Below are 26,486 nucleotides of genomic sequence, written 5' to 3' on the forward strand. Positions count from 1 at the left end.
AAAAGTTCTTATAAATAAACAACAGTTAAAAAACTAAGTAAAATAGGGGTAAATTTAACTACAGAACTGAGAAAATAGAATTTTCTGACAAATTTTTTAAAAGTGATTCACCAATTAAAAATGTTTTTATAGAAGTTTTATTCTTCAAATCCAAAAGTTCATCTTTTGTTTTAATTCCACTCTCAGAAATTAAAGGTCCTTGATGATTTAAAAGCACATTATGAATATCATAAGTTGTATTAATATCAGTTTTAAGTGTTTTTAAGTTTCTATTGTTAATTCCAATCAAAGCTTCTTTAAAATTTAAAGCCTTTTCCGCTTCTTCTAAAGTATGCACTTCAACAATAATAGACATGTTAAGTCTTAATGCTTCTTCGTATAATTCATTTGCTAAATCATCAGATACACCAGCAAGAATAATTAAAATAGCATCAGCACCATAACTTTTTGCTAAAGGTATTTGAAATTTATCAATGAAAAAATCTTTACATAAAATCGGTATATTAAATTTTTGTTTAATCTTACTGATATGAATTAAATTTCCTAAAAAAAAATCTTCCTCTGTGAGTATAGAAAGGCAAGTCACATTATTATCGTTATAAATTTTGGCAATTTCAACAGGATTATAATCTTTTATAATTACACCCGCTGAAGGACTAGCTTTTTTAATTTCGGCTATTATTGAAATTTTATTTTGAATTATATTATTTTGAATTTTTTCTTTAAAATCAATAAAAATATTATTTTTATCAATAATTTCATTTAAAGAATCTAAACTTATTGATTTTTTTAGAGCATCAACTCTTTCAATTTTTTTTGAGATAATATTATTTAATATATTCTCAGACATTTTGTATTTTTTCTAAATGCGAGTAGGGCTTACCAGTTAAGATAAACTCTCTTGCAAATTTATATGCATCTGAAAATTCTGTAAATTTTTCACTAACAATTAATCCAGCTGCTGCATTTAAACAAACAGCTTTTGAAAAATCATTATCTTTTCCTTTAAAAATTTCAATCATTTTATCAGCGTTAAAGTTAGCGTCATCTCCAATTAAATTTTCAAATTTTTCAGCATTAACATTAATTGATTTTGGATCAATTATGATTTCAGATATTTTTCCATCTTTTAATTGAATTACATTTGTTTTTGCATAAGGAGAGATTTCATCTAAACCATCTTCACTATTTACAATCCATGCAAACTTAATATTTAAATTTTTTAGTGCTTCAGCAAATATCTTAAGTAATTTTCCATCAAAAACGCCTACAACCTGTCTATTAACTAATGCAGGGTTGCTTAATGGACCAATCATATTAAAGATAGTTCTTTTACCAATTTTTTTTCTAACTGGTCCAACAAATCTCATTGCACTATGATAATTTGGTGCAAACATAAAACCAAAGTTATTATTATTAATCTCTTTTTCTATATCGTTAGGCTCAAGACCTATATCAATTTTAAGAGCCTCTAAAACATCACCAGATCCACATTTTGATGATACAGCTTTATTGCCATGTTTAGCTACTTTTGTGCCCATACTAGCTAAAAGTAAAGCAGAAGCAGTAGAGATATTAAGAGTATTCATACCATCTCCACCTGTTCCACAAGTATCTACACAATCAGCAACATTTACTCTTTTTGATTTTTCTCTAAGTACATAAACGCCACCAGCAATTTCATCAGAAACTTCACCTTTTTCAGAAAGTAGAGTTAAAAAACTATAAATTTCATCCTCATTAGCCTTACCAGTCATTAACAATTCGAAAGCTGACTTACTCTCATCAAATGTTAAATTTTCTTTTTGTCGTAATTTTTCTAAAATTTTTTCCATTTATTGATAATTTATAAAGTTTTTTAATATTTTAATTCCTAGTTTAGTTTTAATACTTTCAGGGTGGAATTGTACTCCATGAATATTGTATTCTTTATGCTGAACACCCATTATTAATCCATCATCAGTTTCAGCAGTAATCTTTAAACTTTTAGATATTGATTTTTTCTCAATGATTAAACTATGATACCTTGTGGCTTCAAATGTACTTGGAAGATTTTTCAAAATTCCAACTTTTTTAGATTTAATTTTACTTGTCTTCCCATGCATTAATTTTTTAGCTTGAATAATTTTAGAACCAAAAACTTGACCTATAATTTGATGACCCAAACAGACTCCTAGAAAAGGAATTTCTTTATAAAGGGTTTTTAAAATATTTAAACAATTTCCTGATTGATCTGGATTTCCTGGACCAGGCGAGATTACAATTTTATTATATCTATTTTTTATTATCTCTTTAGAATTAATTTTATCATTTCTAATTACATCAACTTTTGTTTTTAATGACGACAGATAATGGTAAAGGTTGAATGTAAAACTATCATAATTATCTATCAATAATATTTTCATTATCTTAAAGCGTTAATTAAAGCTTTAGCTTTATTAACAGTTTCCTCATATTCTTTAACTGGTTTACTGTCTGCTACAATTCCTGCTCCAGCTTGAACATAAAATTTTTTATTTTTTGCAACTGCTGTTCTTAAGGCAATACAGGTGTCAAATTCTCCATTAGCAGAGAAATATCCAATTCCACCTGCGTACACCTTTCTTCTTGTTGTTTCCAGCTCATCAATAATTTCCATAGCTCTAATTTTTGGTGCTCCTGAAACAGTTCCTGCAGGAAATCCTGCTAATAAAGACTTAAATTTAGAAAACTTTTTATTGTATTCTCCTATTACATTAGAAACAATGTGCATAACATGAGAGTATCTTTCAATAATAAAACTCTCAGTAACTTTAACAGAATTAATCTTAGAAACTTTACCCGCATCATTTCTACCTAAATCTAAAAGCATCAAATGTTCAGACAATTCTTTTTTATCTCTTAATAAATCTTTTTCATAATAAAGGTCCTCTTTATGAGTTTTTCCTCTTGGTCTAGTCCCGGCTATTGGTCTTACAGTTATTTTGTTGTCTCTTAATCTAACTAATATTTCAGGGCTAGCGCCAACTATTTGAAAATCATTAAAATTAAAGAAAAACATGAATGGTGATGGGTTTGTAATTCTCAATTTTTTATAAATTTCCAAAGGTTCTTTTGTTAGTTTTGCTTCAAACCTTTGACTTAAAACAACTTGAAAAATATCACCTAATTTTATGTATTTTTTTGCTTTGTTGACCATATTAAGAAATTTATTTTTTGGAGTGTTTGATCTAACCTTAATTTCCTTAACTGTATTGTTTTTAGACTTGGTTAAGTTTTTTATAGAGGATTGGATTGAAAGTTTAAAAAGTTCTGACTTTATTTCATCAAACTTTTTTTGATAATTGTTAATTTTTTCATCATTAAAAATATTAATTACATAAAATATTTCTTTTTTTAAATTATCGTGAATTACAAGTGTTCTAGGTCTTAGTAATCTTACATCAGGTAGATTAAGATCATTTTTACAATTATTTGGTATTTTTTCAATATATCTAATAGAGTCATATGAAAAATAACCTGATATTAACGAGCATATTTTTGGTAATTTTTTTGGAGTTTCAAATTTAAATTCTTCAATTATTTTTTCTATTAATTGTTCTGGTTTATCTTTTAATCTAATTTTCTTTTTATCCTTAATTAGATAAGAATTTTTGTTGTTAAACTCCCAAATTTTATCAGGGTTTTTACCAAATATAGTGTATCTCCCTTTAATTTTACCTTTTTCAACAGACTCAAAAATAAAACTATTTTTCTCAATTAGAAAGTTATCAATAAGATTTATAATCTCATCATCATTTTTAACCTTTTTTGACGTGAAGATTATTTGATTTTTATTGCTTCTATGTCGAAACTTAAAATCTTTGAAGTTTCGATTAATTATCATTTGAAATAATTTTTAACTCTATCAATAGTTTTTTGGTTTAATTGAACTTGATATTTAGAGTTAAGCAATTGATCATAAGATTGAATTATAGATTTTCTAGTATTCGTATTTTGGTTTTTAACAAAATTTAGATAATTTTCATCAGCTTCATTAAATGTATTTTTTTTGGAATTGATTAATTTTACTAAATAGATTTTATTTTCTTTATCATTTACTAATGTGAATGAATTAACAGGTAAAGTGTAGAGTATTTTAATTGAATTTGCCTCAAATTTAGCATCATCTTTTATTGAATTGATAGTTAAATATTCCTTACTATAAGCAGCCATTTCTTTGAATTTATTATCATCAAATTTTTTATTTTGAATTTCTTCCAAGACACTTCTATGAAGATCAAACCTACCTTTTTGATATACTAATTCTCGAATTTCCTCTTTTGTCTCTAGATTTGATAGATCAGGACCTCGATCGTACTTATTAGTTATAGAATAAAATAAAAAATTATCCCCATTTTCAATTAGATCTATTTTAGACGTTCTTTTTGAATAAATAAGATCTTCGTTTATTTTTCTAGTTGAGCTTGGAGTAAATTCTTTAATTTCAGTAATATCAGTTTTTATATTTTGAATAATAGACTGAAAATCATCCCCATTTGAAATTCTATTTTCAATTTTATCTATTTCATCAAAAAAATCTTGATTGAATTCCTCTAAGCCTATTAAAATTTTAGGATTTAACTCTACATATTTAAAATCAATATATTCTCTTTTTAATTGATCTTTATTTTCGTTTAAAAACTTGTTTATCTCCAAGTCTGTAAAGTCTTCTTTTTCTTTGTAAAAATTTTTCATTGCAAAATACTCAAGATCTAAAGATTTATTTTCTTCTTCAAAATTCTTCTTAGTAAGAAAATTAGGAGTCAGTATTCCTGCTCCAATAAAATCAAATAAATGTTTTTGTAGCTCACGATGTTTTAATTGCAATTCAAACATGGACGCTGACATATTATTTGATAGCAAAAATTTTTCATATTTAGTTCTTTGAAAAATATTATTCTCATCTTGAAAACTTTTGTTTTCCTTAATTTTTTTTAAGACTGTTAATCCTGTAACTGAAAGATCAAAATCCTTTACTTCTAGATCGATTAATTTTGATGAAATTAATCCCGATAGAAGCTCTTCAATAATATTATTTTTTAAATTTTCTCTAATAGCTTGTTGTGAAATTCCACTCTGATTGACATAGTCCATAAAATCTTGAGTGGTTACATTGGTTTTATTAATCTTTGCAATATTATTTTGATTGTTGGTACTAAAACCACCTCCAAATCCACCAAAGCCAAAAGCAATTATAATAATCGTAATTAAGATCAGCCCACCTAATTTTTTTGCACCAAATTTTTTCAAAGTTTCTATCATTAGCTATAAATTTATTGATCTGTAAAAAACAAATCTATAGATTAAAATTTCAATTATGACAAATAAATATATGTATTTTATAGCTAATTGGAAAATGTTTGGTGATTTAAGAACATTAAATTCACTTGATAATGTAGTAAAATTTTCAAAAAATATTAAAAATACCAAGCTAAGAATTATTTATTGTCCACCAAATACTCTTATACGCCCATTATCAAAACGGTTAAAAAAAACAAATCTTGAAGTTGGAGCACAAAATTGTCATGAGTGTGATGACTATGGGGCTTACACAGGTCATGTTAACTCAAAAATGTTAAAAAATGTTGGAGCCAAATATGTTATTCTAGGACATTCAGAAAACAGACAATCTGGTGAAACTGACAAATTAATTAATTTAAAAATTAAAAGTGCAATTAAGTCAAAATTAAAAATTATCTTTTGTATTGGAGAAACACTTAGTGAAAAAAGAAAAAAAATAACTAACAAAGTTTTAGCAAAACAAATTAATAATGGACTAAAGTCTATTAAAGATACTTCAGATATTATTATAGCTTATGAACCCGTATGGTCTATTGGCACTGGTTTAGTTCCAAAATCAAACGATTTATTAAAATCGATTTCATTTATTAAAAATAAATTTACAAAAAAAACCCCAAAAGTTTTATATGGTGGCTCTGTAAACAGCAAAAATATTGCCCAACTAAAAGATATCAGTGTTATTGACGGTTTTTTGATTGGTGGAGCTTCCCAAAGTTCAAAAAAATTTATTGATATAATTAAAAAAACCTTTAATTAACCCCTCATGGAAAACGTACTGTTAGTAATTAACATCATCTTAGCTTTAATCTTGGTGTCTTTGATACTTTTGCAGAGATCTGAAGGAGGAGCCCTGGGCATAGGAGTTTCTCAAGAAAATTTTATGCTATCAAGATCAGCAGGTGGTTTTATGACTAAAGCAACAGCGATAGTAGCTACATTATTTATTATATGTAGTTTGGCATTAACTATTATTTCAAGAGCTGAATTAACACCATCAAGTTCAGTTTTAGATACTATTGAAGAAAAGACAGAAGATACACCTTCAATTCCTGAAAATAATTAATTTATACTTTCCAATTTCAAATTTATTCGCTATAAGATAACTCCATGGCGCGATATATATTTGTCACCGGCGGCGTGGTATCTTCCTTAGGAAAAGGTCTCTCTTCAGCATCGCTAGCTTATTTATTACAATCTAGAGGTTATAAAGTCAGGTTAAGAAAATTAGATCCATATCTCAATGTAGACCCAGGAACAATGAGCCCATTTCAACATGGTGAGGTTTATGTAACTGATGATGGTGCAGAGACTGATTTAGATCTAGGTCATTATGAGAGGTTTTCTGGAGTATCAGCAAAAAATTCTGACAATATTACAACAGGAAAAATTTATAGCGATGTTCTTAAAAAAGAAAGAAAAGGCGAGTATTTAGGAAAGACAGTACAAGTAATTCCACACATCACTGATCGAATAAAACAGTTTATTAAAAATGACTCTTCAAAAGAAGACTTTGTAATTTGTGAAATTGGAGGAATAGTAGGGGATATAGAAAGTTTACCATTTGTTGAAGCGATCAGACAATTTGCAAATGATGTTGGTAAAAAAAATGCATTATTCATTCATTTAACATTAGTACCTTATTTAAAAGCTTCCGATGAAATAAAAACAAAGCCGACCCAACATTCTGTTAAAGAATTAAGAAGCATTGGAATTCAGCCAGATATAATAATTTGTAGATCAGAAAGATCAATACCACTTGATCACAGAAAGAAAATTTCATTATTTTGTAATGTCGATATTAAAAATGTAATTGAAACTGTTGATGTTCGAACTATTTATGAAGCTCCTATGAGTTTTTTTAGAGAAAAACTTGATCTTCAAGTTTTAAGTTATTTTAAATTAAAATCAAAAAAACCAGCAAATTTAAATCCTTGGAAAAAAATTACTAAAATTATTTTTAATAATAAAAAACAAGTAAATATTGCAATCATTGGTAAGTATGTAGAATTAAAGGATGCTTATAAATCCTTAGATGAAGCATTAACTCATGGTGGAATAGATAATAAAGTAAAGGTCAATCTAATTAGAATAGACTCTGAAAAATTAAAAGTTTCAGAAATTAAGAAAAAACTCAAAAATATTTCAGGAATATTAATTCCTGGTGGATTTGGAAAAAGAGGAACCGATGGAAAAATTGAGGCAATCAAATATGCTAGATTAAATAAGATACCTTTCTTAGGTATTTGTTATGGAATGCAAATGGCAATTATTGAATTTGCAAGGAATCAATTAAATTTAAAAAATGCTACATCAAGTGAATTTGATAAAAAAGGTTTACCTATAATTGGATTAATTAATGAATGGACCAAAGATGGAAAGATGATTAAAGGAACTGATAAAGATTTAGGTGGGACAATGAGATTAGGTTCCTACGATGCCAAGCTTAGGGATAATTCACAAATCAGAAAAATTTATAAATCAAAATTGATTAAAGAGAGACACAGACATAGATATGAAGTGAACATAGCTTATAAAGATAAGTTTGAAAAAAAAGGGATGATTTTTTCTGGTTTATCGCCTGATAATAAGTTACCTGAGATTATAGAGTTAAAAAATCACCCATGGTTTATAGGAGTTCAATTTCACCCAGAATTTAAATCTAGACCTTTAGCCCCTCATCCTTTATTCTCATCATTTATCAAGGCAGCAAAAAATCATAAATGAGTAGCAAAAAAGTAAATTGTGGAAATATAGAAATTTCAAATAATAATAAAATTTGTATTATTGCTGGACCATGTCAGCTAGAAACAGAACAACATGCAATGGACATGGCAGGTAAAATTCAAGAAATTACAAAAAAATTTGATCTTGGATTTATTTATAAAACTTCTTTCGATAAAGCTAATAGAACTAGTCTAAAAGGTCAAAGAGGAGCTGGTTTAGAAGCATCCCTTCCAGTGTTTGATAAAATTAAAAAAGAATTGAATGTTCCAATTTTAACTGACATTCATAACGCAGAGCAATGTCTGTTATTAAAAGATCATGTTGATATTTTACAAATACCAGCATTTTTATGCAGACAGACAGATCTTCTAATTGCTGCTGCAAAAACTAATAAAATTATAAATGTTAAAAAGGGACAGTTCTTAGCTCCATGGGACATGGTTAATGTTACTAAAAAAATAGCAGACTCTGGAAATGAAAATATTTTAGTTACAGAAAGAGGAGCTAGCTTTGGATATAATACTTTAGTATCGGATATGAGATCATTACCGATCATGGCAAAGAATGGCTATCCAGTAATTTTTGATGCAACACATTCAGTACAACAACCAGGTGGTCAGGGTGAATCTTCTGGTGGACAAAGAGAGTTTGTTGAATATTTAGCAAGAGCTGCAGTTGCAGTAGGAGTTGCAGGAGTGTTTATTGAAACTCATCAAGATCCTGATAATGCTCCTTCAGATGGTCCAAACATGGTTCCTTTAGATAAGTTAGAAAATTTACTTAAACAATTAACTGATATTGATAATTTAATTAAAAAGTAGTGAGCAAAATCTTAAAAGTAAAAGCAAGACAAGTTTTTGATAGCAGAGGTAATCCAACTGTTGAAGCTGAAGTCTATGTAAAGAATAATAGCGCATCAGCCATTTGTCCCTCTGGCGCATCTACTGGAACTTTTGAGGCTTATGAAAAAAGAGACAAAAACAATAAAAGATATTTAGGAAAAAGTGTTTTTAGTGTTGTAAATTTAGTTAATACAAAAATTTCAAAAAAATTAAAAGGTCAAAATATTCATAATCAAGAACGAATTGACACCCTTTTAATTAACCTTGATGGCACAAGACAAAAAACAAATCTTGGGGCAAATGCAATGTTGGCTGTTTCTATGGCTGTTAAAAAACTTTCAGCTAAAATAAAAAAAATTCCATTATATAAAACATTTACTGTTAAAAATAATTTTCAACTACCATACCCTCTAATGAATATAATTAATGGTGGGGCACACGCTAACAATGGTCTTAGAATTCAAGAATTTATGATCAGACCTGATCGTGTAAAAAGTTTCTCAGAAGCAATGAGAGTTTGTTTTTTAGTTATTAAAAGTCTAAGTAAGCTAATTAAAGATAAGGGGTTATCGACATCTGTTGGTGATGAAGGTGGTTTTGCTCCAATGATCAGTAGTAATAATCAGGCGCTAGATTTAATTGTTTCTGCAATTAAAAAAGCAGGTTTTAAAAACGGTAAAGATGTTTCCATATGTCTTGATGTTGCAGCCAATGAATTATTTAAAAAGAATAAATACTCCATTCATTCTAAAAGTTATATTTCAGTTGAAAAATCTATCAAAGAATATCAAAAAATTATTAACAAATATAAGATAAAATCAATCGAAGATCCTTTTGCAGAAAATGATTGGCTGGCTTGGAATAAATTAATGAAATCAGTAAAAGATGTTCAAATCGTTGGAGATGATTTGTATGTAACAAACCTTGAAAGACTTAAAAAAGGTTTTTTAAATATTTCATCAAATTCAATTTTAATTAAACTCAATCAAATTGGCACAGTATCTGAGACCTTAGATGTGATAAAATTTGCTCAAACTATAGGATATAAAACAATCATATCTCATCGATCAGGAGAGAGTGAGGACACATTTATTGCAGATTTGGCAGTTGGGACAAACTCTAATCAAATTAAAACTGGATCATTAGCAAGATCCGAAAGAGTAGCTAAATATAATCAATTAATTCGTATTGAAGAAGAACTTGGAAAAAAGGCGAGGATGAATAAAATCAATTAATGCTTAGATTAATAAAAAGGAATTATTTTTTATTAGTATCTATTTTTTTGATTTTTTACTTTGCTTTTAATCTTGTATCAGGTGAAAGGGGTCTTTTTTCATTTATTGAAAAAAAAGAACTTTTGTCCAACTTGAAAACCGAAGAATTATCCTTAGTTAATAAAATAAATGATTTAGAACATAAAAATACTTTACTAAGCACTAATTTAGATCTTGATTATGTTGAAACACTAATAAGAGAAAGATTTTTGTTTGGAAAAGAAGGCGAGACGATTTATATAATTAAAAACAATGAAAACTAGACATCCAGAAAAACAAAACAAACCAATTAATCCGATCAAGAAAAAACCAGATTGGATAAGATCTAAGCTTGTAAATAGTAAAGAGTTTTTCTTAACAAAAACAATTGTAAATAATAATAATTTAGTAACTGTTTGCCAGGAAGCTAATTGCCCAAACATTACCGAGTGTTGGAGTAAAAGACATGCAACATTTATGATAATGGGAGATACTTGTACTAGAGCATGTGCATTCTGTGATGTTAAAACTGGTTTACCTCGAAAACTAGATCAATTAGAGCCAATTAAAATTGCAGAAGCTGTTAAAAAATTAAATTTAAAACATGTTGTGATAACATCCGTTGATAGAGATGATCTAGATGATGGTGGTTCAGAACATTTTTTTGAAACAATAAATCAAACAAGAAAACAAAATCCAAATACTACAATTGAAGTATTAACACCTGATTTTTTGAGAAAAGGAGATTCTTTTAAAAGAGTTTTGGATGCAAACCCAGATGTTTTTAATCATAATATCGAAACTGTACCAAGCCTTTATTTAAAAGTAAGACCTGGCTCAAGATATTTTTCATCTCTAGAACTTTTGAAAAATGCCAAACAAGTTAATAAAAATGTTTTTACTAAATCTGGAATTATGGTTGGACTAGGTGAAAGTAGAGATGAAATTTTACAAGTTATGGATGACTTGAAAGCTGCAGATGTAGATTTTTTAACTATTGGTCAATATCTTCAGCCATCAACAAAACACCATCCGCTTGATAGATATTATACTCCAAAAGAATTTGATGATTTAGGAACAATAGCTAAAGCAAAAGGATTTTTACTAGTTTCTTCATCACCATTAACAAGATCTTCGTATCATGCTGATGAAGATTTTGCTCAACTTCAACAAAATAGATTAAACAAACATTAATGCCTAAAGCATCAGTTAAGAGATTAATTGAATGTAAAAAAAATCAACTTGTTGATTTAGTTCTTGATATTGAAAAATATCCAGAGTTTGTCCCTTTTTGTTTGGACTCACATGTTTATGAAAGAAATAAAGAAGGTAATCAAATTTTAATTATTGCTGATCTTACCATTGGTAAAGGACCATTTAAAGATACATACAAAAGTGATGTAAAATTTGACAAAGAGAACAGTACTATAAATGTAACCAATATTGGCGGCCCATTAAGTCACTTAGAAAATAATTGGAATTTTAATGAAACAAAAGGGGGCACTGAAATTTCTTTTGATATTGATTTTGAAATCGAGAATAAATTCTTAAATGTTTTGATGTCTAAGTCTTTCGAGTTTGGTTTGAATAAGATAGCAGATGCTTTTCAAAAAAGAGCAGAAGATCTTTATAGACCAATAGAAAAGTAATTAAATTAAATTAAAAACTATCTTAATCACTTCTCTAACTGTTAATTTTTGAATAGAATTACGGTTATTTGATTTAAATCTATTTTCTTTAACAATTAAGGTTTTACCTTTTTTAATACCAATATAAACCAAACCTATTGGTTTATTTTTTAAAGCACCACCAGGTCCTGCTATTCCAGTAATAGAAACGTTTATTTTACTTTTTGAAATTTTAGATAAATTTTGGACCATAGATTTACAACACTCTTTACTTACAGCTCCATATTTTTTAATTATGTTTTTATTTACTTTTAAAATTTTAATTTTAGCTTGATTGGAGTAGATGGTTAGCCCCATTTGAAAATATTTTGATGAGTTGGCTAATTTAGTTAAATTATGAGCCAATAACCCACCCGTACAAGACTCAGCCACAGATATAGTTAACTTTTTATTAATTAATTTTTTATGGAGAAGCTGAATACTCATTAGAATTTAAGACTTATTAGGTAAATTAATAACATTGAATACAATCCAGCCATTATATCATCCATGATTATTCCAAAGTAATTTTTAAAATTTTTATCAAAATAGCTAACTGGAAAAGGCTTTAAAATATCAAAAAACCTAAAGAATACGAATGACAAAATATAATATATTTCAATTTGCATACCTAGTTGACTGTTTTGGTTTAAATATAACAACAATATTAAAGGCATGGCTTGACCTAAAACTTCATCAATAACTATTTGTCTAGGATCTTTATTCTTAAACTCACTTTCTGCATCTTTAACTGCATAAAAAGAATAGAAAAATAAAAGAGTAAAAAAAATTATTGAAAATTTAAGATCTGTGTATCCAAGGTATTCATATGCAATATAAATAAATACAGTCGCAACTAACGATGTAACAGTTCCTGGTATCTTGGTTAAATAACCATAACCGAAGAAAGTTGATATTAGTACATTTATTTTCTTCATTCTGATATTGAGCAAATAACTTCACAAGCTATTGCTTTTTCCTTTCCAATTAATCCTAATTTTTCAACTGTTTTACCTTTTAAATTAATTAAATCTTTATCTAAATTTAATAGATTTGATAAAGAGCTTATTATTTTATTTCTATATTTGGAAACTTTAGGTTGCTCACATATCAAATTGATATCTAAATTATTAATATAGAAATTACTTCTATTTAAGATATCAACAATAGGTTTTAGCATTTTTGGCGATCTAATATTTTTAAATTTTTTTTTATTATCTGGAAAAAAAGTTCCTATATCTTTTTTTCTCATCGCACCCAATAGTGCATCAATTATTGAATGTAAAATTACATCTCCATCTGAATGACCTTTTAAACCTGAATGAAAGGGGATTTTAACCCCACCTAAATAAAGTTTTTTATCTTTTATCAATCTATGAATATCAAATCCAATACCATAATAGGTTTTTGTATTAATAATATCTTCTTTAAAAGTAATCTTATTATTTAAAGCTTCACCCTTAATGAAATTAATTTTCAAATTATTATCGACAAATAGTGTTGCCTCATCTTGAATTATATTTTTTTGTTTTATAGACAAATCATAAATGTCTTTGAATTTAAATGCTTGAGGAGTTTGCGTTAAATAAGAATTTTTTCTATTAAGATTAAACAATTGATTTTTAACTTTATATTTAATTGAGTCTTTAGAAAAAATAACAGGAACAGATGCTTTATTCTTTTTTAGAGAATTAATTAATTTATTTAAAAGACCGATAGTAAAATTGGGTCTTGCTGCATCATGAATTAAAACATTATTAGGACTAAATTTTTTAATATATTTTAAGGCAATTAGAGAGGATTCTGATCTTTCTTTGCCACCTTTAATAATTTCAATATCTTTAGAATATTTTTTTTTGATTTGTTTTTTATCGCTAACAACTAAAATAATTTTTTTAAAAAGTTTTGATTTTACGGCTTTATCCAAAGAATGTTCAAAAAGAGCTTTATTTCTATAAGTAATATATTGCTTTGGTTTATTTGAATTAAACCTTTTGCTTTGTCCAGAGGCAAGTATTATAAAATAATTATTCATCATTTAGGTGATTATTTTTTAAGAATGAACGATTTTATCAAAAAAAACATATATTTAATATTCCTATTTATTATCACATTATCTGTAGGTTTTTTAACCTTTTTAACTTTTATTGATAAGGGTTTAATCAAGTTATCAGATCAAAATTTACAATTTTTATTAATTTTAAATATTTTTTTATTAATACTTCTCTTTGTATTTATTTTTTTAGAAATTAAAAAAGCAATTAAAAACGATATTGATAAAGATGGACTTAAGTCAAATAAAAAATATATAACTTATTTTGCTCTTTTTACCTTTATACCTTCATTATTAATATCTATATTTTCATTATTTTTGTTCTCTTTTGCTCTAGAAAAATATTTTGATAAAAAAATAACCACTGTTGTAAACAATTCTTATGAATTAGCCAAAAATTATGTTGATGAAGTAAGAAATAAAGTTCAATCAGAAATAATTCTTATAGCCTTTGATGTTAATAAAAGTAAAAAGTTTTTAAACAATAGTACCATAGAATATAAAAAATTTTTAAAAACTCAAAAACTAATTAGAAGAGTTGATGAAATTCATATTATTGACGGACAAAAAAAATTATTATTTTCAACCCTAGAAGATAATGATCCTTATATGCCCCCTCTAGACCAAGCTCTTAATCTTGTGTTGGATGATGACCGTCCTTTAAAAATTATAAACGCTTTTGAAAATAGATCTGCAGCTATAATGCGATTACAAAATTTTGATGATAGATTTATTTATGTTGTTAATTATCTTGATGAAAATATTTCTAAATATTTAACAGAGTCAGAAGAAGCTATAAATTTTTATTATACAGTTGAAGAAAAAAGTACTGGTATCAAAGTTTCATTTGCGATCATTTATATTATTATTGTATCTCTTTTATTATTTATATCTATTTCAATAGCAATTAGATTTTCTTCAAGATTTTTTAGATCTATTAATAATTTGATCTTAGCTTCCACCTCAATTGGAAAAGGAAATTTAAATATAAAAGTTCCTGAAGTTAAAACTGATAAAGACTTAGAAATATTGAATAAAAATTTCAATCAAATGATTGAGCGACTAAAAGATCAACAAGATAAATTAATTATCAATGAAAAACATGAAGCTTGGGGTAATCTAGCAAGAAAACTTGCTCATGAAATTAAAAACCCACTTACTCCAATTCAATTAACTATTGATAGATTAAAAAATAAATATTCAAATGAATTGGATGAAAAAAGTAAAGAAAATTTTAAAGAAAATTTAAAGATTATTAATAATCAAATTAATCAAATAGAAAAATTAGTTAATGAATTCTCTGATTTTGCGAGAATGCCAAAACCTATATTTCAAAAAAATGATTTAGTTATTTTAATGAAAGATAATATTGAATTACTTCAAGAATTAGACAAAACAATTAAGATCGAGTTTAAGAATAATATTAAACAAATATTGTTTAATAGTGACAAGGAACAATTAAGTAGAGTTTTCCTCAATTTAATTAAAAATTCAATTGAAAGTATTCAGCAAAAAACTGAAAAAGTTGTTAATTTTAAAAAGATTATTGCTATTGAACTAAATGATCTTAATAGTCATATAAGTCTTATTATCAATGATAGTGGGATAGGTTTTAAAGATTTGAGTAATATTAAAGAAATTTTAAATCCATATTTTACAACAAAAAAACAAGGTACGGGACTTGGTCTATCGATTGTAAACAAGATAATTAATGATCATAATGGTAATATTGAATTTATATCTAAAGAAGATGGTGCAATAATAAAAATTACTTTAATTAAATAATGAGTGCTGAAATTTTAATAGTTGACGATAATACTGATATTAGAAATATTATTAATGAATTGATTATTGACGCTGGTTATAAAACAAGAATTGCTGCTAATTATAACCAAGCTCTAGCAGAAATAGATAAAAAGTTACCTGATGTAGCTATACTTGATGTAAAACTTGACAAAGGAGACAATGATGGCATTGAACTTTTATCTCACATTAAAACTAAAAATAAAGATGTACCAGTTATAATAATTTCTGGTCATGCAAATATTGAAATGGCTATAAAATCTTTACATCATGGCGCATTTGAATTTATTGAAAAACCATTTGATCAAGAAAGATTACTTAATTTTGTAAGTCGTGCTGTTGAAAATTATAATCTAAAAAAACAAAATAAAGAGTACGAAAGTAAATTATTTTCATCTTATGACTTAATTGGAGATAGTAAAAATACAATTAATATAATTGACCAAATAAAAAAGATTTCTTTAACTGAGAGCAGAGTTTTTATTTATGGTCCCTCAGGCTCTGGAAAAGAACTAATTGCTAGGAAGATACATAAAAAATCTTTACGAAATAAAAATTCGTTTATCGTGCTCAATGGTGCATTGCTGGACTCAAATAAATATGAATTAGAGTTATTTGGTGAAGAAAAAGAAAATGGATCTATATCTTATGGTGCTCTCGAGAAAGCTAATAAAGGTACATTACTTATAGATCAAATTTCTGAAATACCACTAGATATTCAATCAAAAATATTAAGAGTTTTAATTGATCAAAAATTTAAAAGAGTTAATGGAAACAATGATGTAAGTGTTGATGTTAGATTAATTTGCTCATCAAGCAAAGATTTAAAAAAAGAAATTCAAATAGGCAACTTTAGAGAAGATTTATTTCATAGAATAAATGTATTTGAAATAAATATTGAACCATTAAGCCAAAGAATTTCAGATATTCCATTATTAATAAAATATTTTTCAAAGAAAATTTCAGAAAATTATAATATTAAAGAGTTAGAAATAGATGAGAACAATAGCTACATCTTAAATCATAACTGGAAGGGAAATGTTAGAGAGCTAAGAAATTTAATTGAAAGAATTGCGATTTTACAACCAGGCACAAAAGACAAAATTTCAAATATTATCAAAGAGTCATTAAAAGTTGATAATTTTGATGATCAAATTGCAGAAAACAGCCTATCTGTGCCATTAAAAGAGGCTAGAGAAAAGTTTGAAAAAGAGTATTTAACTATCCAACTTAAAAAATTTAATGGCAATATTTCAAAAACAGCAAATTTTGTTGGAATGGAAAGAAGTGCCTTACATAGAAAATTAAAAGGTTTAGGAATTAAAGAATTTAATTAAAATGAATATAATTATCTGTGGAGCGGGTAGAGTAGGTTTTACTATAGCCAAACAGCTTAGTGAACAAGGTCATTCTATTACTGTTATAGATCAATCTAGCGAAGATATCCAAAAAATAGATGACTCCTTAGACGTTAAAGCTATAGTTGGAAAAGCCACGTATCCAACTATTTTAGAGAAAGCAGATGCTTCTGAAGCCGACATGATTATAGCAGTTACGCGTAACGATGAAATTAATATGGTTATTTGTCAAATAGCTTTTTCTATCTTTAATATCCCAAAAAAAATTGCAAGAATTAGATCGCAAGATTATTTAAATCCAAAATTTACAACTGTTTATAATAAAGAGAATTTACCAATTGATGTAATTATTTCACCTGAATTAGAAATAGCAAAATCAATTCAAAGAAAATTGGAAGCACCAGGTGCTTTAGACAGTGTACCTTTTGCTGACAATAGAATTAGATTATTAGAAATTTTGATAAATGAAAATTGTAATTTAATTAATATTAAACTTAATGAGCTAACAAAAAAACATCCAAATCTTGATGCTAATATAATTGGTATAATTAGGGGGGATAAATTTTTAATTCCTAAAAAGAATGACGATATTCAAAAAGGTGACAAAATTTATGTTATTATCAACTCTACTCAAACGTCTCAAACGCTTGAAGCTTTCGGACACAATGAAAAGGTATCAAAAAAGATATTGATTGTAGGTGGTGGAAACATTGGATTTAACCTTGCAAAAAATCTTGAAGAAAGCTTAGACTCAGCAAGGGTAAAGATTGTTGAAAAAGATAAAGATCGTTCAGAATTCTTAGCAAACGAACTAAATAATACTATTATTATAAATGGGGATGCTCTTGATGAAGAGGTTTTAATTGAAGCAAATTTAGAGGAAGTAGAGACGGTGCTTGCACTTACAAATGATGATGAAGATAATTTAATGGTGAGTGTTCTTGTTGAAAAATTTGCAAAAGATGACAAGAAAATTGATGATAAGAGAACAATGGCCCTAATAAACAAGCCAAATTATTCATTATTACAAAACTCTTTAAAGATAGATGATTTAATTGATCCTAGGATGAATACAGTTTCAAGTATTTTAAAACATATCCACAAGGGTACGATCGAAACAGCCTACACTATTCTTAATGGTGAATATGAAGTTATTGAAGCTGAAATTATTGAAACTTCAGAATTAATTAACAAAGAATTAAAAAATTCAAACTTACCTGAAGAGATAAGAATAGGCGCTGTTTTGCGTGATGATAAGGTGGTCATTCCTAGATCAAATTTTGTGTTTCAAAAAGATGATAGAGTTGTTTTCTTAGCCAAAAAAGACTCTATTTCAGTTGTGGAAAATATATTTAGAATAAGTTCTATATAATTAAAAATGTCTCTTTTTAGAGTTAAATATCTTGGTTTTTTTTTTATCCTAGTATCTGTCTTTTCTTTTTTCAACATTATTTATTCTTATTATTTTAATTTATATCTAAATCTTAACACGTATTATTTTAGTTTAATTTCATCTTTAATTATTGGGCTACTATTTTATAAGATCAATGAAGTTGATAAAAAACCTTCCATATTTGAAAAAATTTTAACAGTATTTTTAGGATATCTTTTGCTACCTATTATACTGTCACTACCATTTTATTTTAGTATTTATAATTTAACATTTTTAAACTCTTTATTCGAAGCTGTTTCAGGATTTACTTCTACAGGATTTACAATTTTTGATAACATAAAGCATATAGATCAAGGCTTAATTTTATGGAGATCTTCTATTCAGTGGATAGGAGGTTTATATTTTCTATTTTCAATTATTTTTTTAATAGATATCTATGATGATAGTTTAAAAAAATCTCTCACTAATTTTATATCATTTAATAGTAGTGAAGTTTTAAAACAAACAATAAAGATATTTATTTTATATTTCTGCATAACTTTATCAATTTTTTTTATCTTGAATATTTTTGATATAAGAACTTTTCACTCACTTAATCTATCAATGACTATTATTTCTTCAGGTGGTTTTTTGTCATCAAATAATCTCTCATCAATTTTAACTAACGAAGGTCAAATAATTATTTTTTCATTATTAATGTTAGTTTCTTTTTTTAGTATTTTCTTTATCTACAATCTAATTTTTTTGAGAAACAAAAATCTTAATTTTTTTTATGAAGATATTCATTTATTTCTATATTTTTTGTTTACAGTAACATTTTTTTTTATTTTTTTTAGCTTTGATACAGATTTTATTTATAGCTTTTTATCTCTGGTTAGTAGTATTTCTAATATAGGTGTTTCATTAGAATTTGATCAATCAAAATTGAGTTTTATTTATTTAATCTTGGTAATAATTGGTGGATCTTTTTTTTCTACCAGTTCTGGTTTAAGATTTTTAAAAATCTATTCATTGACCAAATATTCTTTAAATCAAATTTTATCTTTTAGTAAACCCAAAAATGTTTTTATGAATAAGTTATTATTTTCTAAAATTAATTTTGATTTTAAAGAAATTAATAAATATTTTTTAACAATTGTAATTTTTATTATCTCACTTTTTATTCTGACTTCATTATTAAGTTTGAGTGATATTAATTTTGAAAATTCATTTAAACTGGCTGTTTTGACCTTAATGAATACGGTAAATTCTTCTGCTTATGGCTTAAGTGAATTTAACTTTAATGATTTACATTTTTTAACTAAATATTTTTTAATTTTTTTTATGATTATTGGTAGAGTTGAGCTTATATCTTTACTTTTACTGGCTAAAAAATTTCTTTTTAAATACTAATTAAGTATTATATATGTATTTGTATTTATTTTTTGCGCCCTTAGCTCAGCTGGATAGAGCATCGGTTTTCTAAACCGAGGGTCGCACGTTCGAGTCGTGCAGGGCGCACCATTTCCCACATATATTCGCTTTACTTTTTTTTATACTACATGTAGTTATGTGACTTCTAATTTTACTCAATTTACTTTGATCAACTTTAGATAATGATAAAAGATTAACCTAATTCAAAATTGTTTTTGAATTATTTGTTAACAAATAAAAATAACTAAAAAGGAAGAATAATGTTTAAATACTTAAAACAATTAACTTCTTTAGTAGCAATGGTTGCTGTGTTGTTTACTTTTACAACAGAAACTTTCGCTGCTAAAAAATCTAAGACACTTAAAAATACTCAGAAGAAGGGTTTTGTAAGATGTGGAGTATCTCAAGGTCTACCAGGATTTTCTAATGCTGACGCTGCAGGAAATTGGACTGGTGTTGACGTTGATGTATGTAGAGCGGTAGCTGCTGCAGTACTAGGTGATGCGAACAAAGTTAAGTTCACACCATTAAGTGCTAAAGAAAGATTTACAGCTTTAACTTCTGGTGAGATTGATATCTTGTCAAGAAACACAACATGGACTCTTTCTAGAGATGCTGACATTGGACTAACTTTCGTTGGAGTAAACTTCTACGATGGTCAAGGTTTCATGGTTAGAAAAAACTCTGGAATTACTTCAACTAGCCAATTCAAAAATGGAATCTCAGCTTGTACTAACATTGGTACAACAACTGAGTTAAACATGAGAGACTTCTTTAACTCTAAAGGAATTTCTTACACTCCAGTTGCTTTTGAAAAAGCTGACGAAGTTGTAGCTGCTTATGATGCTGGTAGATGTGACACTTACACTACTGACAAATCAGGTCTTGCTGCTCAAAGAACTAAAATGTCAAACCCTGATGATCACATCGTATTACCTGAAACTATTTCAAAAGAGCCATTAGGCCCTGTTGTTAGACAAGGTGATGCAGTATGGGAAGATATCGTAAGATGGTCTTTAAATACTATGATCGAAGCTGAGGAGTACGGTGTTACTTCTGCTAATGCTGACATGATGAAAACTTCAGAAAACCCACAAATCAAAAGATTGGTTGGTGCTGAAGGTGAAATGGGTGCTGCATTCGGTTTAGATAACGAGTGGAACTTAAGAATTATCAAACAAGTTGGAAACTATGGTGAAAGTTATAAGAGAAATATAGCTGACACTGGTATCTTACCAGACAGAGGTCCAAATGAATTATGGACTAAAGGTGGTATTTTATACGTTCCACCATCAAGATAATTTAAAGTTATAAATTAATTAAAAAGGGCTAGATTTATCTAGCCCTTTTTTTATAGTATCTAATCAAATGAAATTTAAAAAAATCTTACCTCAATTTTTAACTCTATTATTTATAGTTTTAATCTTTGGTTTCTTTACAATGAATGCTCAAGAGAACATGGATACTCGAGGTATCGAGTTTGGATTTGGTTTTTTATCAAAAGAAGCTTCATTTGATATTCAATTTTCGTTAATTGACTATGATGGCTCCATGTCATATGGACGTGCTTATTTAGTTGGACTTTTAAATACATTATTAGTTTCATTCATCGGTATTATTTTAAGCACTCTTTTAGGTGCTGTGATTGGTGTTGCTAGATTATCACCTAACTACCTAATTAATAAAACAGCCAGTTTTTATGTTGAATTTTTTAGAAACATACCTTTGTTGTTACAAATCTTTTTTTGGTATTTTGCAGCTTTAAGAGCGCTCCCAATGCCAGAGGATGCCCCATTAATTTTTGGATCTTCTTTTATGACTATTAAGGGTCTTTATACACCAGCTCCAATTTGGAACAATTTTGATGTATTTATGATTGCTTTGATTGTTGCAATGGTGGCAATTTATTCTTTCAATAAATTTGCAAAAAGAAAACAAGAAGAAGAGGGAAAACAGTATCCTAAATTTTTAATTTCACTAGGAATTTTTATTATTTTTCCAGCATTAACTTTTATTATAGGTGGTGTTGATCTTTCTTGGAGTTTTCCAGAATTGAAACAACTAGCTAAAACTTCTTTCACGTATGAAGGCGGCATGGGAATACCCCCTGAACTTATAGCACTGACATTGGCATTAACTTTATATACAGCAACTTTTATTGCCGAAAATGTAAGAGCTGGAATACAAGGTATAGGGAAAGGTCAAAAAGAAGCAGCTGCATCAATTGGTTTAACACCTAGCCAAGTTTTAAAATTAGTAATTTTGCCTCAAGCATTAAGAATTATAATTCCACCTACTACAAATCAATATTTAAATTTAACAAAAAATTCATCTTTAGCAGCAGCTATTGCTTACCCAGATTTAGTATTAGTTTTTGCAGGTACTGCAATGATGCAAACAGGTAGAGCTATTGAAATTGTGGGAATTACAATGGCCACTTATTTAACAATCAGTTTAGTAATCTCACTATTTATGAACTGGTATAATAAAAGAATTGCGATACAGGAAAAATAGTAATGAGCAATATAAATTTTTTAAAACCTAATAGAGAAAATTTGAATTTATTTTTAATTTTAGGTTCTTTATTTTTTGCATTAGGGTTAATTGATTTTTGTCTAAATAATTTTTATGAGACTAATATTACTGGATTTTTACCTGGCTTTGTCAGTTTTTTTACTCCTCTAATTTTTGGAATGATTGGATTACACTTAATAAGAATAGAATTTTCTGGAATTAAAATCCTAGACGAGCTTAACAAAAATATTAACACTAGTAATTTTAACGCTGCTTTAAGCATAAGTATAATCATATTGATAATTTTCAGTGTTGCTCCATTACTCAATTGGTTTGTTCTTGATGCTACATTTGTTGGTGATAGCAAAGAAGCTTGTACGGGAGGTGGTGCATGTTGGGTTTATATTAAAACTTGGTTTAATAGATTTATGTATGGAATGTATCCTAATGCTGAACAATGGAGGGTTAATGCAACATTCATTATTGTTTTAGGATTGATGGGAGCGGGATATTTTTTCCCATTAAAATATAAAAAATACTTAACTTTTTATTATGTTATCTTTCTACCTATAATTTCATTTCTTTTAATTTACTATTTAATTTCAGGTGGTGAATTTGGTTTAGAATGGGTAGAAACAGGTGCATGGGGTGGTTTATCCTTAACTTTTATTGTTTCTTTCTTTTCATTAATCTTCTGTTTCCCCATAGGGATGATGTTGGCACTTGGAAGAAGATCTGATTTAACAGTAGTTAAATACTCTTCACTTTCATTTATTGAGTTTTGGAGAGGTGTACCGTTAATTACAGTATTATTTATGTCTGCAGTTATGTTTCCAATGTTTTTACCAGATGGAACATATGTTGATAAATTAATTAGAGTTATTGTTGCTATTACTTTATTTGAAGCTGCTTATACAGCTGAGGTTATTAGAGGTGGTTTACAAGCTCTACCTAGAGGACAGTATGATGCAGCAAAATCTTTAGGTATGGGGTACTGGAGACTTCATTTATTAGTAATTTTACCACAAGCTCTTAAACTAGTAATACCTGGTATTGCCAATACTTTTTTAGCTTTAGTAAAAGATACTCCATTAATTTTTGTAGTAGGTTTATTGGAGTTAGTTGGAATGTTAAATTTAGCAAAAACAAATCCTAAATGGCTTGGGTTTTCGATGGAAGGTTACGTATTTGCTGGAATTATATTCTGGATTATTTGCTACAGTATGAGTAAATATAGTCAAAAATTAGAATTAAAATTTAAAACAGATAGATAAATAACTATGTCAGATTCAATTATACAGATTAAAGAAGTAAACAAATGGTATGGGGACTTTCAAGTACTTAAAGATATTAATCTTGAAGTTAAAGCTAAAGAAAAAATTGTTGTTTGTGGTCCATCTGGATCTGGTAAATCTACACTAATTAGATGTATTAATAGATTAGAAGAGCATCAAAAAGGAAACATTATAGTTGATGGAACTGAGATTTCTGAAGATACAAAAAATATAGAGCAAGTTAGAGCAGAAGTTGGAATGGTTTTTCAACAATTTAATTTATTTCCACATTTATCAATTTTGGATAATTGCACATTAGCTCCAATTTGGGTTAAGAAAATGCCAAAAAAAGAGGCAGAAGAATTGGCTTTAAAACACTTGGAAAGAGTTCAAATTTTAGATCAAGCTCAAAAATTCCCAGGACAACTTTCTGGTGGACAACAACAACGGGTAGCTATTGCTAGAGCGCTATGTATGGAGCCAAAAATTATGTTATTTGATGAACCAACATCTGCATTAGATCCAGAAATGATTAAAGAGGTATTAGATGTAATGGTTGATTTAGCTAAACAAGGAATGACCATGATAGTTGTTACTCATGAAATGGGATTTGCTAAAGAAGTTGCTGATTGTATGATATTTATGGATGAAGGTAAGATAGTAGAGAAGGCTGACACAAAAGAATTTTTTGCTAATCCGAAAAGTGATAGAACAAAGCTATTTTTAAGCCAAATTTTATAATTTGTTAACTCTTTTATTATCAAAAGCTTAGATAACTGTTTGATATTTTTGTCATAAATACAATAGTTTTTTTAAAATCTTAAGCTTGACAGGTTTTCCATCTCTCAACTTTTAATAGAAAAATAAATAAATTTATCTATTGCATGAACCCCAATAAATTTGTTCAATATGTTTTTAAAATTTAATTAAGAGGGGTCTTAATGGAAGATAATTTCAACAAACACTTAGGTAATAAACTTAAGCTAAGAAGATTAGCTTTAGGCTTAACACAAACTAAAGTTGCTAAAGCGATTAATGTTACATTTCAACAAATTCAAAAATATGAAAAGGGAACTAATGGAGTAAGCTCTATTAGATTGCTTCAACTATCTAACTATTTAAAAGTTCCAATTAATTATTTCTTTGAAGATTTTTCTGAATATCTAATTAACTTAGAAAAATCTCAAGAAGGACACATGAATGTTAACTATAATTTTTTAACAAAACTATATTCAGAGCTTAGCGCTGATCAAAAATTAAAATTTAATAAATCTTTACAAATATCAGGAACAGTTATTTCTAAAGCAGTTTAATTTAAATTTAATTAAAGACCCCTTATCAAATTTTTAATCTGTATTTAAATCAATAATGAATCTAGTAATGAAAAATTTATCAATAATTATTCTTTTTATACTATTATTAAACGGAAATGCTTTTGCAAAAGTTAAATCAAAGGATATTACTTTTCCAGGTAAATATTACACTAAAGAAATTAAGACTTGCTCAGCAATTCCTAAAGATAAATCTTTTAGTAATAAATCAACCATTGATACTATTAAAGGTGTAGTTGGTTTCGATTGGTCAGCTTACCATACAAAATATAGTAATTCTATTTTGGTAGAACACAAAGCAATCACGACACCTATAAAAGTTATGATTGCAGGAACTCACATTGCTATTGGTGATAAAAATCAAACTAACATTAACATAGCTAAAGATTTATTATTAGAAATAGCCAAGGCAAATACTTTATATAACAGCATAAGCTATAAAGAATTAAAAAAAAAAGGAAGATGTTGGAAAGATAATAACCCCAAAGCTCCTTGCTGGTACCATGAATATGAATTTGCAGGCCAATGGTTTGGTAACTATATGATTAGTGCAGTAATGCTTAAATCTGAATTGAATAAAGAGGAGTTTAAGATTGTGAATAGTTACATTAAAAAAATGTACAAAAAGTTCTTAAAACCAATTCAATTTAAAAAAAATGACAAAGGGTTTTATGCAATGGCTAATGGAGGATTATCAACATTGGTTTATGCTTCATGGACAGAAGATAAAAAACTTGCTGCCAAAGAAATTAATCACACATTTAAACAAATAGACAAACTATTTTATGATGATGGATACATAAATGATAACTCTTTCAGAGGCCTAAGAGGGCAATGGTACCATTCATATGGAGTAGATATTGCTCTAGGATACATTTATATAGCTGAATTATGGGGAGCTAATGTTCCAAAAAATATACAAGATAAAATATTTAATTCAGTCAAAATAGTCAATTTAGCAATTACAGATCCAGAAAAGTTTTTAGAAAGAAAAAACCCAAATGGTCTAGCAAGAAATAGAATTACAGATCCAAAAAAGGCAACACCTCACACACATCAAATGGCTATAGCTATAGATACATTAATGGAGATAGTAACAGGTATAAAATTAGAAAATGATCCTATATATTTACGAAAAAGAAAAATGCACACACCTGATGGAATAGATGATTTAATTGGTTTCAATCCTAATTGTATAATTAGATAAATTTTAAAATAATAAATTAGAAAATACTGATTTTGGCTCCTCGGGTAGGACTCGAACCTACGACCAATTGATTAACAGTCAACTGCTCTACCAACTGAGCTACCGAGGAATGTAAAAAACTCAACTTACTTTTTTTTATAGTTAAAACAAGATTTTTTTTGGAGGCAACGCCCGGAATCGAACCGGGATACAAGGATTTGCAATCCTCTGCGTAACCATTCCGCCACGTTGCCATCTTGTTTTGACTAATAGCTTCAGATGCCTTTTTATATTAAATATTTCTCATTAGTCTATTAAATAACGATCTAAATTGATTATTGTTAATTTAGATT

The 26,486-nt window shown here is 27.5% G+C and carries 26 protein-coding genes and 3 tRNA genes; 19 read left to right on the plus strand and 10 right to left on the minus strand.

Features of this window, described 5'->3' with window-relative positions:
* Positions 1–58: 58 nt before the first annotated feature.
* From ACIJYC_RS02755 to ACIJYC_RS02775, 5 genes are read right to left on the minus strand one after another with little or no spacing between them, the layout of a single operon-like run.
* Entirely contained in the window at positions 59–850 is a 792-nt protein-coding gene (locus ACIJYC_RS02755; protein ID WP_435167611.1) for an indole-3-glycerol phosphate synthase TrpC, read from the minus strand.
* The gene (gene trpD / locus ACIJYC_RS02760) at positions 843–1,835 is read right to left on the minus strand and encodes an anthranilate phosphoribosyltransferase (protein WP_435167614.1); all 993 of its coding nucleotides are present in this window, start codon (positions 1,833–1,835) and stop codon (positions 843–845) included. Before trpD ends, ACIJYC_RS02755 begins: the two co-directional genes overlap by 8 nt.
* The gene (locus ACIJYC_RS02765; RefSeq protein ID WP_435167617.1) at positions 1,836–2,405 is read right to left on the minus strand and encodes an anthranilate synthase component II; all 570 of its coding nucleotides are present in this window, start codon (positions 2,403–2,405) and stop codon (positions 1,836–1,838) included.
* Positions 2,405–3,865 (minus strand): anthranilate synthase component I, encoded by a 1,461-nt coding sequence (gene trpE, locus ACIJYC_RS02770; RefSeq protein ID WP_435167620.1) that lies wholly within the window; start codon positions 3,863–3,865, stop codon positions 2,405–2,407. Before trpE ends, ACIJYC_RS02765 begins: the two co-directional genes overlap by 1 nt.
* The gene (locus tag ACIJYC_RS02775) at positions 3,862–5,283 is read right to left on the minus strand and encodes a SurA N-terminal domain-containing protein (protein ID WP_435167623.1); all 1,422 of its coding nucleotides are present in this window, start codon (positions 5,281–5,283) and stop codon (positions 3,862–3,864) included. The genes trpE and ACIJYC_RS02775 overlap by 4 nt, the downstream gene beginning before the upstream one ends.
* A 55-nt stretch (positions 5,284–5,338) precedes the next feature.
* On the opposite strand from ACIJYC_RS02775, the gene ACIJYC_RS02780 reads away from it, so the two are divergent.
* From ACIJYC_RS02780 to ACIJYC_RS02815, 8 genes are read left to right on the plus strand one after another with little or no spacing between them, the layout of a single operon-like run.
* Complete coding sequence (locus ACIJYC_RS02780; protein ID WP_435167626.1) at positions 5,339–6,079, plus strand: triose-phosphate isomerase; 741 nt, start codon at positions 5,339–5,341, stop codon at positions 6,077–6,079.
* 6 nt (positions 6,080–6,085) lie between these two features.
* Complete coding sequence (secG, locus tag ACIJYC_RS02785; protein ID WP_435167629.1) at positions 6,086–6,385, plus strand: preprotein translocase subunit SecG; 300 nt, start codon at positions 6,086–6,088, stop codon at positions 6,383–6,385.
* 44 nt (positions 6,386–6,429) lie between these two features.
* Positions 6,430–8,046 (plus strand): CTP synthase, encoded by a 1,617-nt coding sequence (locus tag ACIJYC_RS02790; protein ID WP_435167632.1) that lies wholly within the window; start codon positions 6,430–6,432, stop codon positions 8,044–8,046.
* Complete coding sequence (kdsA, locus tag ACIJYC_RS02795) at positions 8,043–8,867, plus strand: 3-deoxy-8-phosphooctulonate synthase (protein WP_435167635.1); 825 nt, start codon at positions 8,043–8,045, stop codon at positions 8,865–8,867. Before ACIJYC_RS02790 ends, kdsA begins: the two co-directional genes overlap by 4 nt.
* Positions 8,867–10,123, plus strand: a complete 1,257-nt coding sequence (gene eno / locus ACIJYC_RS02800) for a phosphopyruvate hydratase (protein ID WP_435167638.1) — start codon at positions 8,867–8,869, stop codon at positions 10,121–10,123. Before kdsA ends, eno begins: the two co-directional genes overlap by 1 nt.
* Complete coding sequence (locus tag ACIJYC_RS02805) at positions 10,123–10,425, plus strand: FtsB family cell division protein (protein ID WP_435167641.1); 303 nt, start codon at positions 10,123–10,125, stop codon at positions 10,423–10,425. The genes eno and ACIJYC_RS02805 overlap by 1 nt, the downstream gene beginning before the upstream one ends.
* Positions 10,415–11,335, plus strand: coding sequence for a lipoyl synthase (lipA, locus tag ACIJYC_RS02810; RefSeq protein ID WP_435117930.1), 921 nt, complete (start codon positions 10,415–10,417; stop codon positions 11,333–11,335). The genes ACIJYC_RS02805 and lipA overlap by 11 nt, the downstream gene beginning before the upstream one ends.
* Positions 11,335–11,790 (plus strand): type II toxin-antitoxin system RatA family toxin, encoded by a 456-nt coding sequence (locus ACIJYC_RS02815; RefSeq protein WP_435167644.1) that lies wholly within the window; start codon positions 11,335–11,337, stop codon positions 11,788–11,790. The genes lipA and ACIJYC_RS02815 overlap by 1 nt, the downstream gene beginning before the upstream one ends.
* Here ACIJYC_RS02815 and ACIJYC_RS02820 read toward each other — a convergent pair whose 3' ends face one another.
* Genes ACIJYC_RS02820 through ispF form a run of 3 tightly spaced genes read right to left on the minus strand, consistent with a single transcriptional unit; the run spans position 11,791 to position 13,843 of the window.
* Positions 11,791–12,255 (minus strand): CinA family protein, encoded by a 465-nt coding sequence (locus ACIJYC_RS02820; RefSeq protein ID WP_435167647.1) that lies wholly within the window; start codon positions 12,253–12,255, stop codon positions 11,791–11,793.
* Complete coding sequence (locus tag ACIJYC_RS02825; RefSeq protein ID WP_435167650.1) at positions 12,255–12,746, minus strand: phosphatidylglycerophosphatase A family protein; 492 nt, start codon at positions 12,744–12,746, stop codon at positions 12,255–12,257. The genes ACIJYC_RS02820 and ACIJYC_RS02825 overlap by 1 nt, the downstream gene beginning before the upstream one ends.
* Complete coding sequence (gene ispF, locus ACIJYC_RS02830; protein ID WP_435167653.1) at positions 12,743–13,843, minus strand: 2-C-methyl-D-erythritol 2,4-cyclodiphosphate synthase; 1,101 nt, start codon at positions 13,841–13,843, stop codon at positions 12,743–12,745. The genes ACIJYC_RS02825 and ispF overlap by 4 nt, the downstream gene beginning before the upstream one ends.
* Before the next feature lie 24 nt (positions 13,844–13,867).
* Here ispF and ACIJYC_RS02835 point away from each other — a divergent pair, with 24 nt between their 5' ends.
* From ACIJYC_RS02835 to ACIJYC_RS02885, 11 genes are all read left to right on the plus strand, one after another.
* Positions 13,868–15,646 carry an ATP-binding protein gene (locus ACIJYC_RS02835; RefSeq protein ID WP_435167656.1) on the plus strand — a complete coding sequence of 593 codons (1,779 nt, stop codon included), beginning with the start codon at positions 13,868–13,870 and terminating at the stop codon, positions 15,644–15,646.
* Positions 15,646–17,001, plus strand: a complete 1,356-nt coding sequence (locus ACIJYC_RS02840) for a sigma-54-dependent transcriptional regulator (protein ID WP_435167659.1) — start codon at positions 15,646–15,648, stop codon at positions 16,999–17,001. Before ACIJYC_RS02835 ends, ACIJYC_RS02840 begins: the two co-directional genes overlap by 1 nt.
* Before the next feature lies 1 nt (position 17,002).
* The gene (trkA, locus tag ACIJYC_RS02845) at positions 17,003–18,394 is read left to right on the plus strand and encodes a Trk system potassium transporter TrkA (protein ID WP_435167662.1); all 1,392 of its coding nucleotides are present in this window, start codon (positions 17,003–17,005) and stop codon (positions 18,392–18,394) included.
* Between the two features lie 6 nt (positions 18,395–18,400).
* Positions 18,401–19,807 (plus strand): potassium transporter TrkG, encoded by a 1,407-nt coding sequence (locus ACIJYC_RS02850; RefSeq protein WP_435167665.1) that lies wholly within the window; start codon positions 18,401–18,403, stop codon positions 19,805–19,807.
* Between the two features lie 34 nt (positions 19,808–19,841).
* Positions 19,842–19,918 (plus strand) — tRNA-Arg (locus ACIJYC_RS02855).
* 170 nt (positions 19,919–20,088) lie between these two features.
* Positions 20,089–21,129, plus strand: a complete 1,041-nt coding sequence (locus ACIJYC_RS02860; protein ID WP_435167668.1) for an amino acid ABC transporter substrate-binding protein — start codon at positions 20,089–20,091, stop codon at positions 21,127–21,129.
* Between the two features lie 67 nt (positions 21,130–21,196).
* On the plus strand, positions 21,197–22,342 hold the full coding sequence (locus ACIJYC_RS02865) for an amino acid ABC transporter permease (RefSeq protein WP_435167671.1): 1,146 nt from the start codon (positions 21,197–21,199) through the stop codon (positions 22,340–22,342).
* A gap of 2 nt (positions 22,343–22,344) precedes the next feature.
* On the plus strand, positions 22,345–23,616 hold the full coding sequence (locus ACIJYC_RS02870; RefSeq protein ID WP_435167674.1) for an amino acid ABC transporter permease: 1,272 nt from the start codon (positions 22,345–22,347) through the stop codon (positions 23,614–23,616).
* Positions 23,617–23,622: 6 nt separating this feature from the next.
* Positions 23,623–24,357, plus strand: coding sequence for an amino acid ABC transporter ATP-binding protein (locus tag ACIJYC_RS02875; protein WP_435089202.1), 735 nt, complete (start codon positions 23,623–23,625; stop codon positions 24,355–24,357).
* Between the two features lie 200 nt (positions 24,358–24,557).
* Positions 24,558–24,929: a helix-turn-helix domain-containing protein gene (locus ACIJYC_RS02880; RefSeq protein ID WP_435089201.1), complete on the plus strand. Its 372-nt coding sequence runs from the start codon at positions 24,558–24,560 to the stop codon at positions 24,927–24,929.
* A gap of 67 nt (positions 24,930–24,996) precedes the next feature.
* Positions 24,997–26,154 (plus strand): peptidoglycan-binding protein, encoded by a 1,158-nt coding sequence (locus tag ACIJYC_RS02885; protein ID WP_435167677.1) that lies wholly within the window; start codon positions 24,997–24,999, stop codon positions 26,152–26,154.
* A gap of 33 nt (positions 26,155–26,187) precedes the next feature.
* Here the strand turns inward: ACIJYC_RS02885 and ACIJYC_RS02890 are convergent.
* Together ACIJYC_RS02890 and ACIJYC_RS02895 are read right to left on the minus strand one after the other, a co-directional pair.
* Positions 26,188–26,263: transfer RNA gene (locus tag ACIJYC_RS02890), tRNA-Asn, on the minus strand.
* 50 nt (positions 26,264–26,313) lie between these two features.
* Positions 26,314–26,387: transfer RNA gene (locus ACIJYC_RS02895), tRNA-Cys, on the minus strand.
* Positions 26,388–26,486 lie beyond the last annotated feature (99 nt).

Source organism: Candidatus Pelagibacter bacterium nBUS_28 (assembly GCF_051200915.1).
Lineage (GTDB): Bacteria > Pseudomonadota > Alphaproteobacteria > Pelagibacterales > Pelagibacteraceae > Pelagibacter.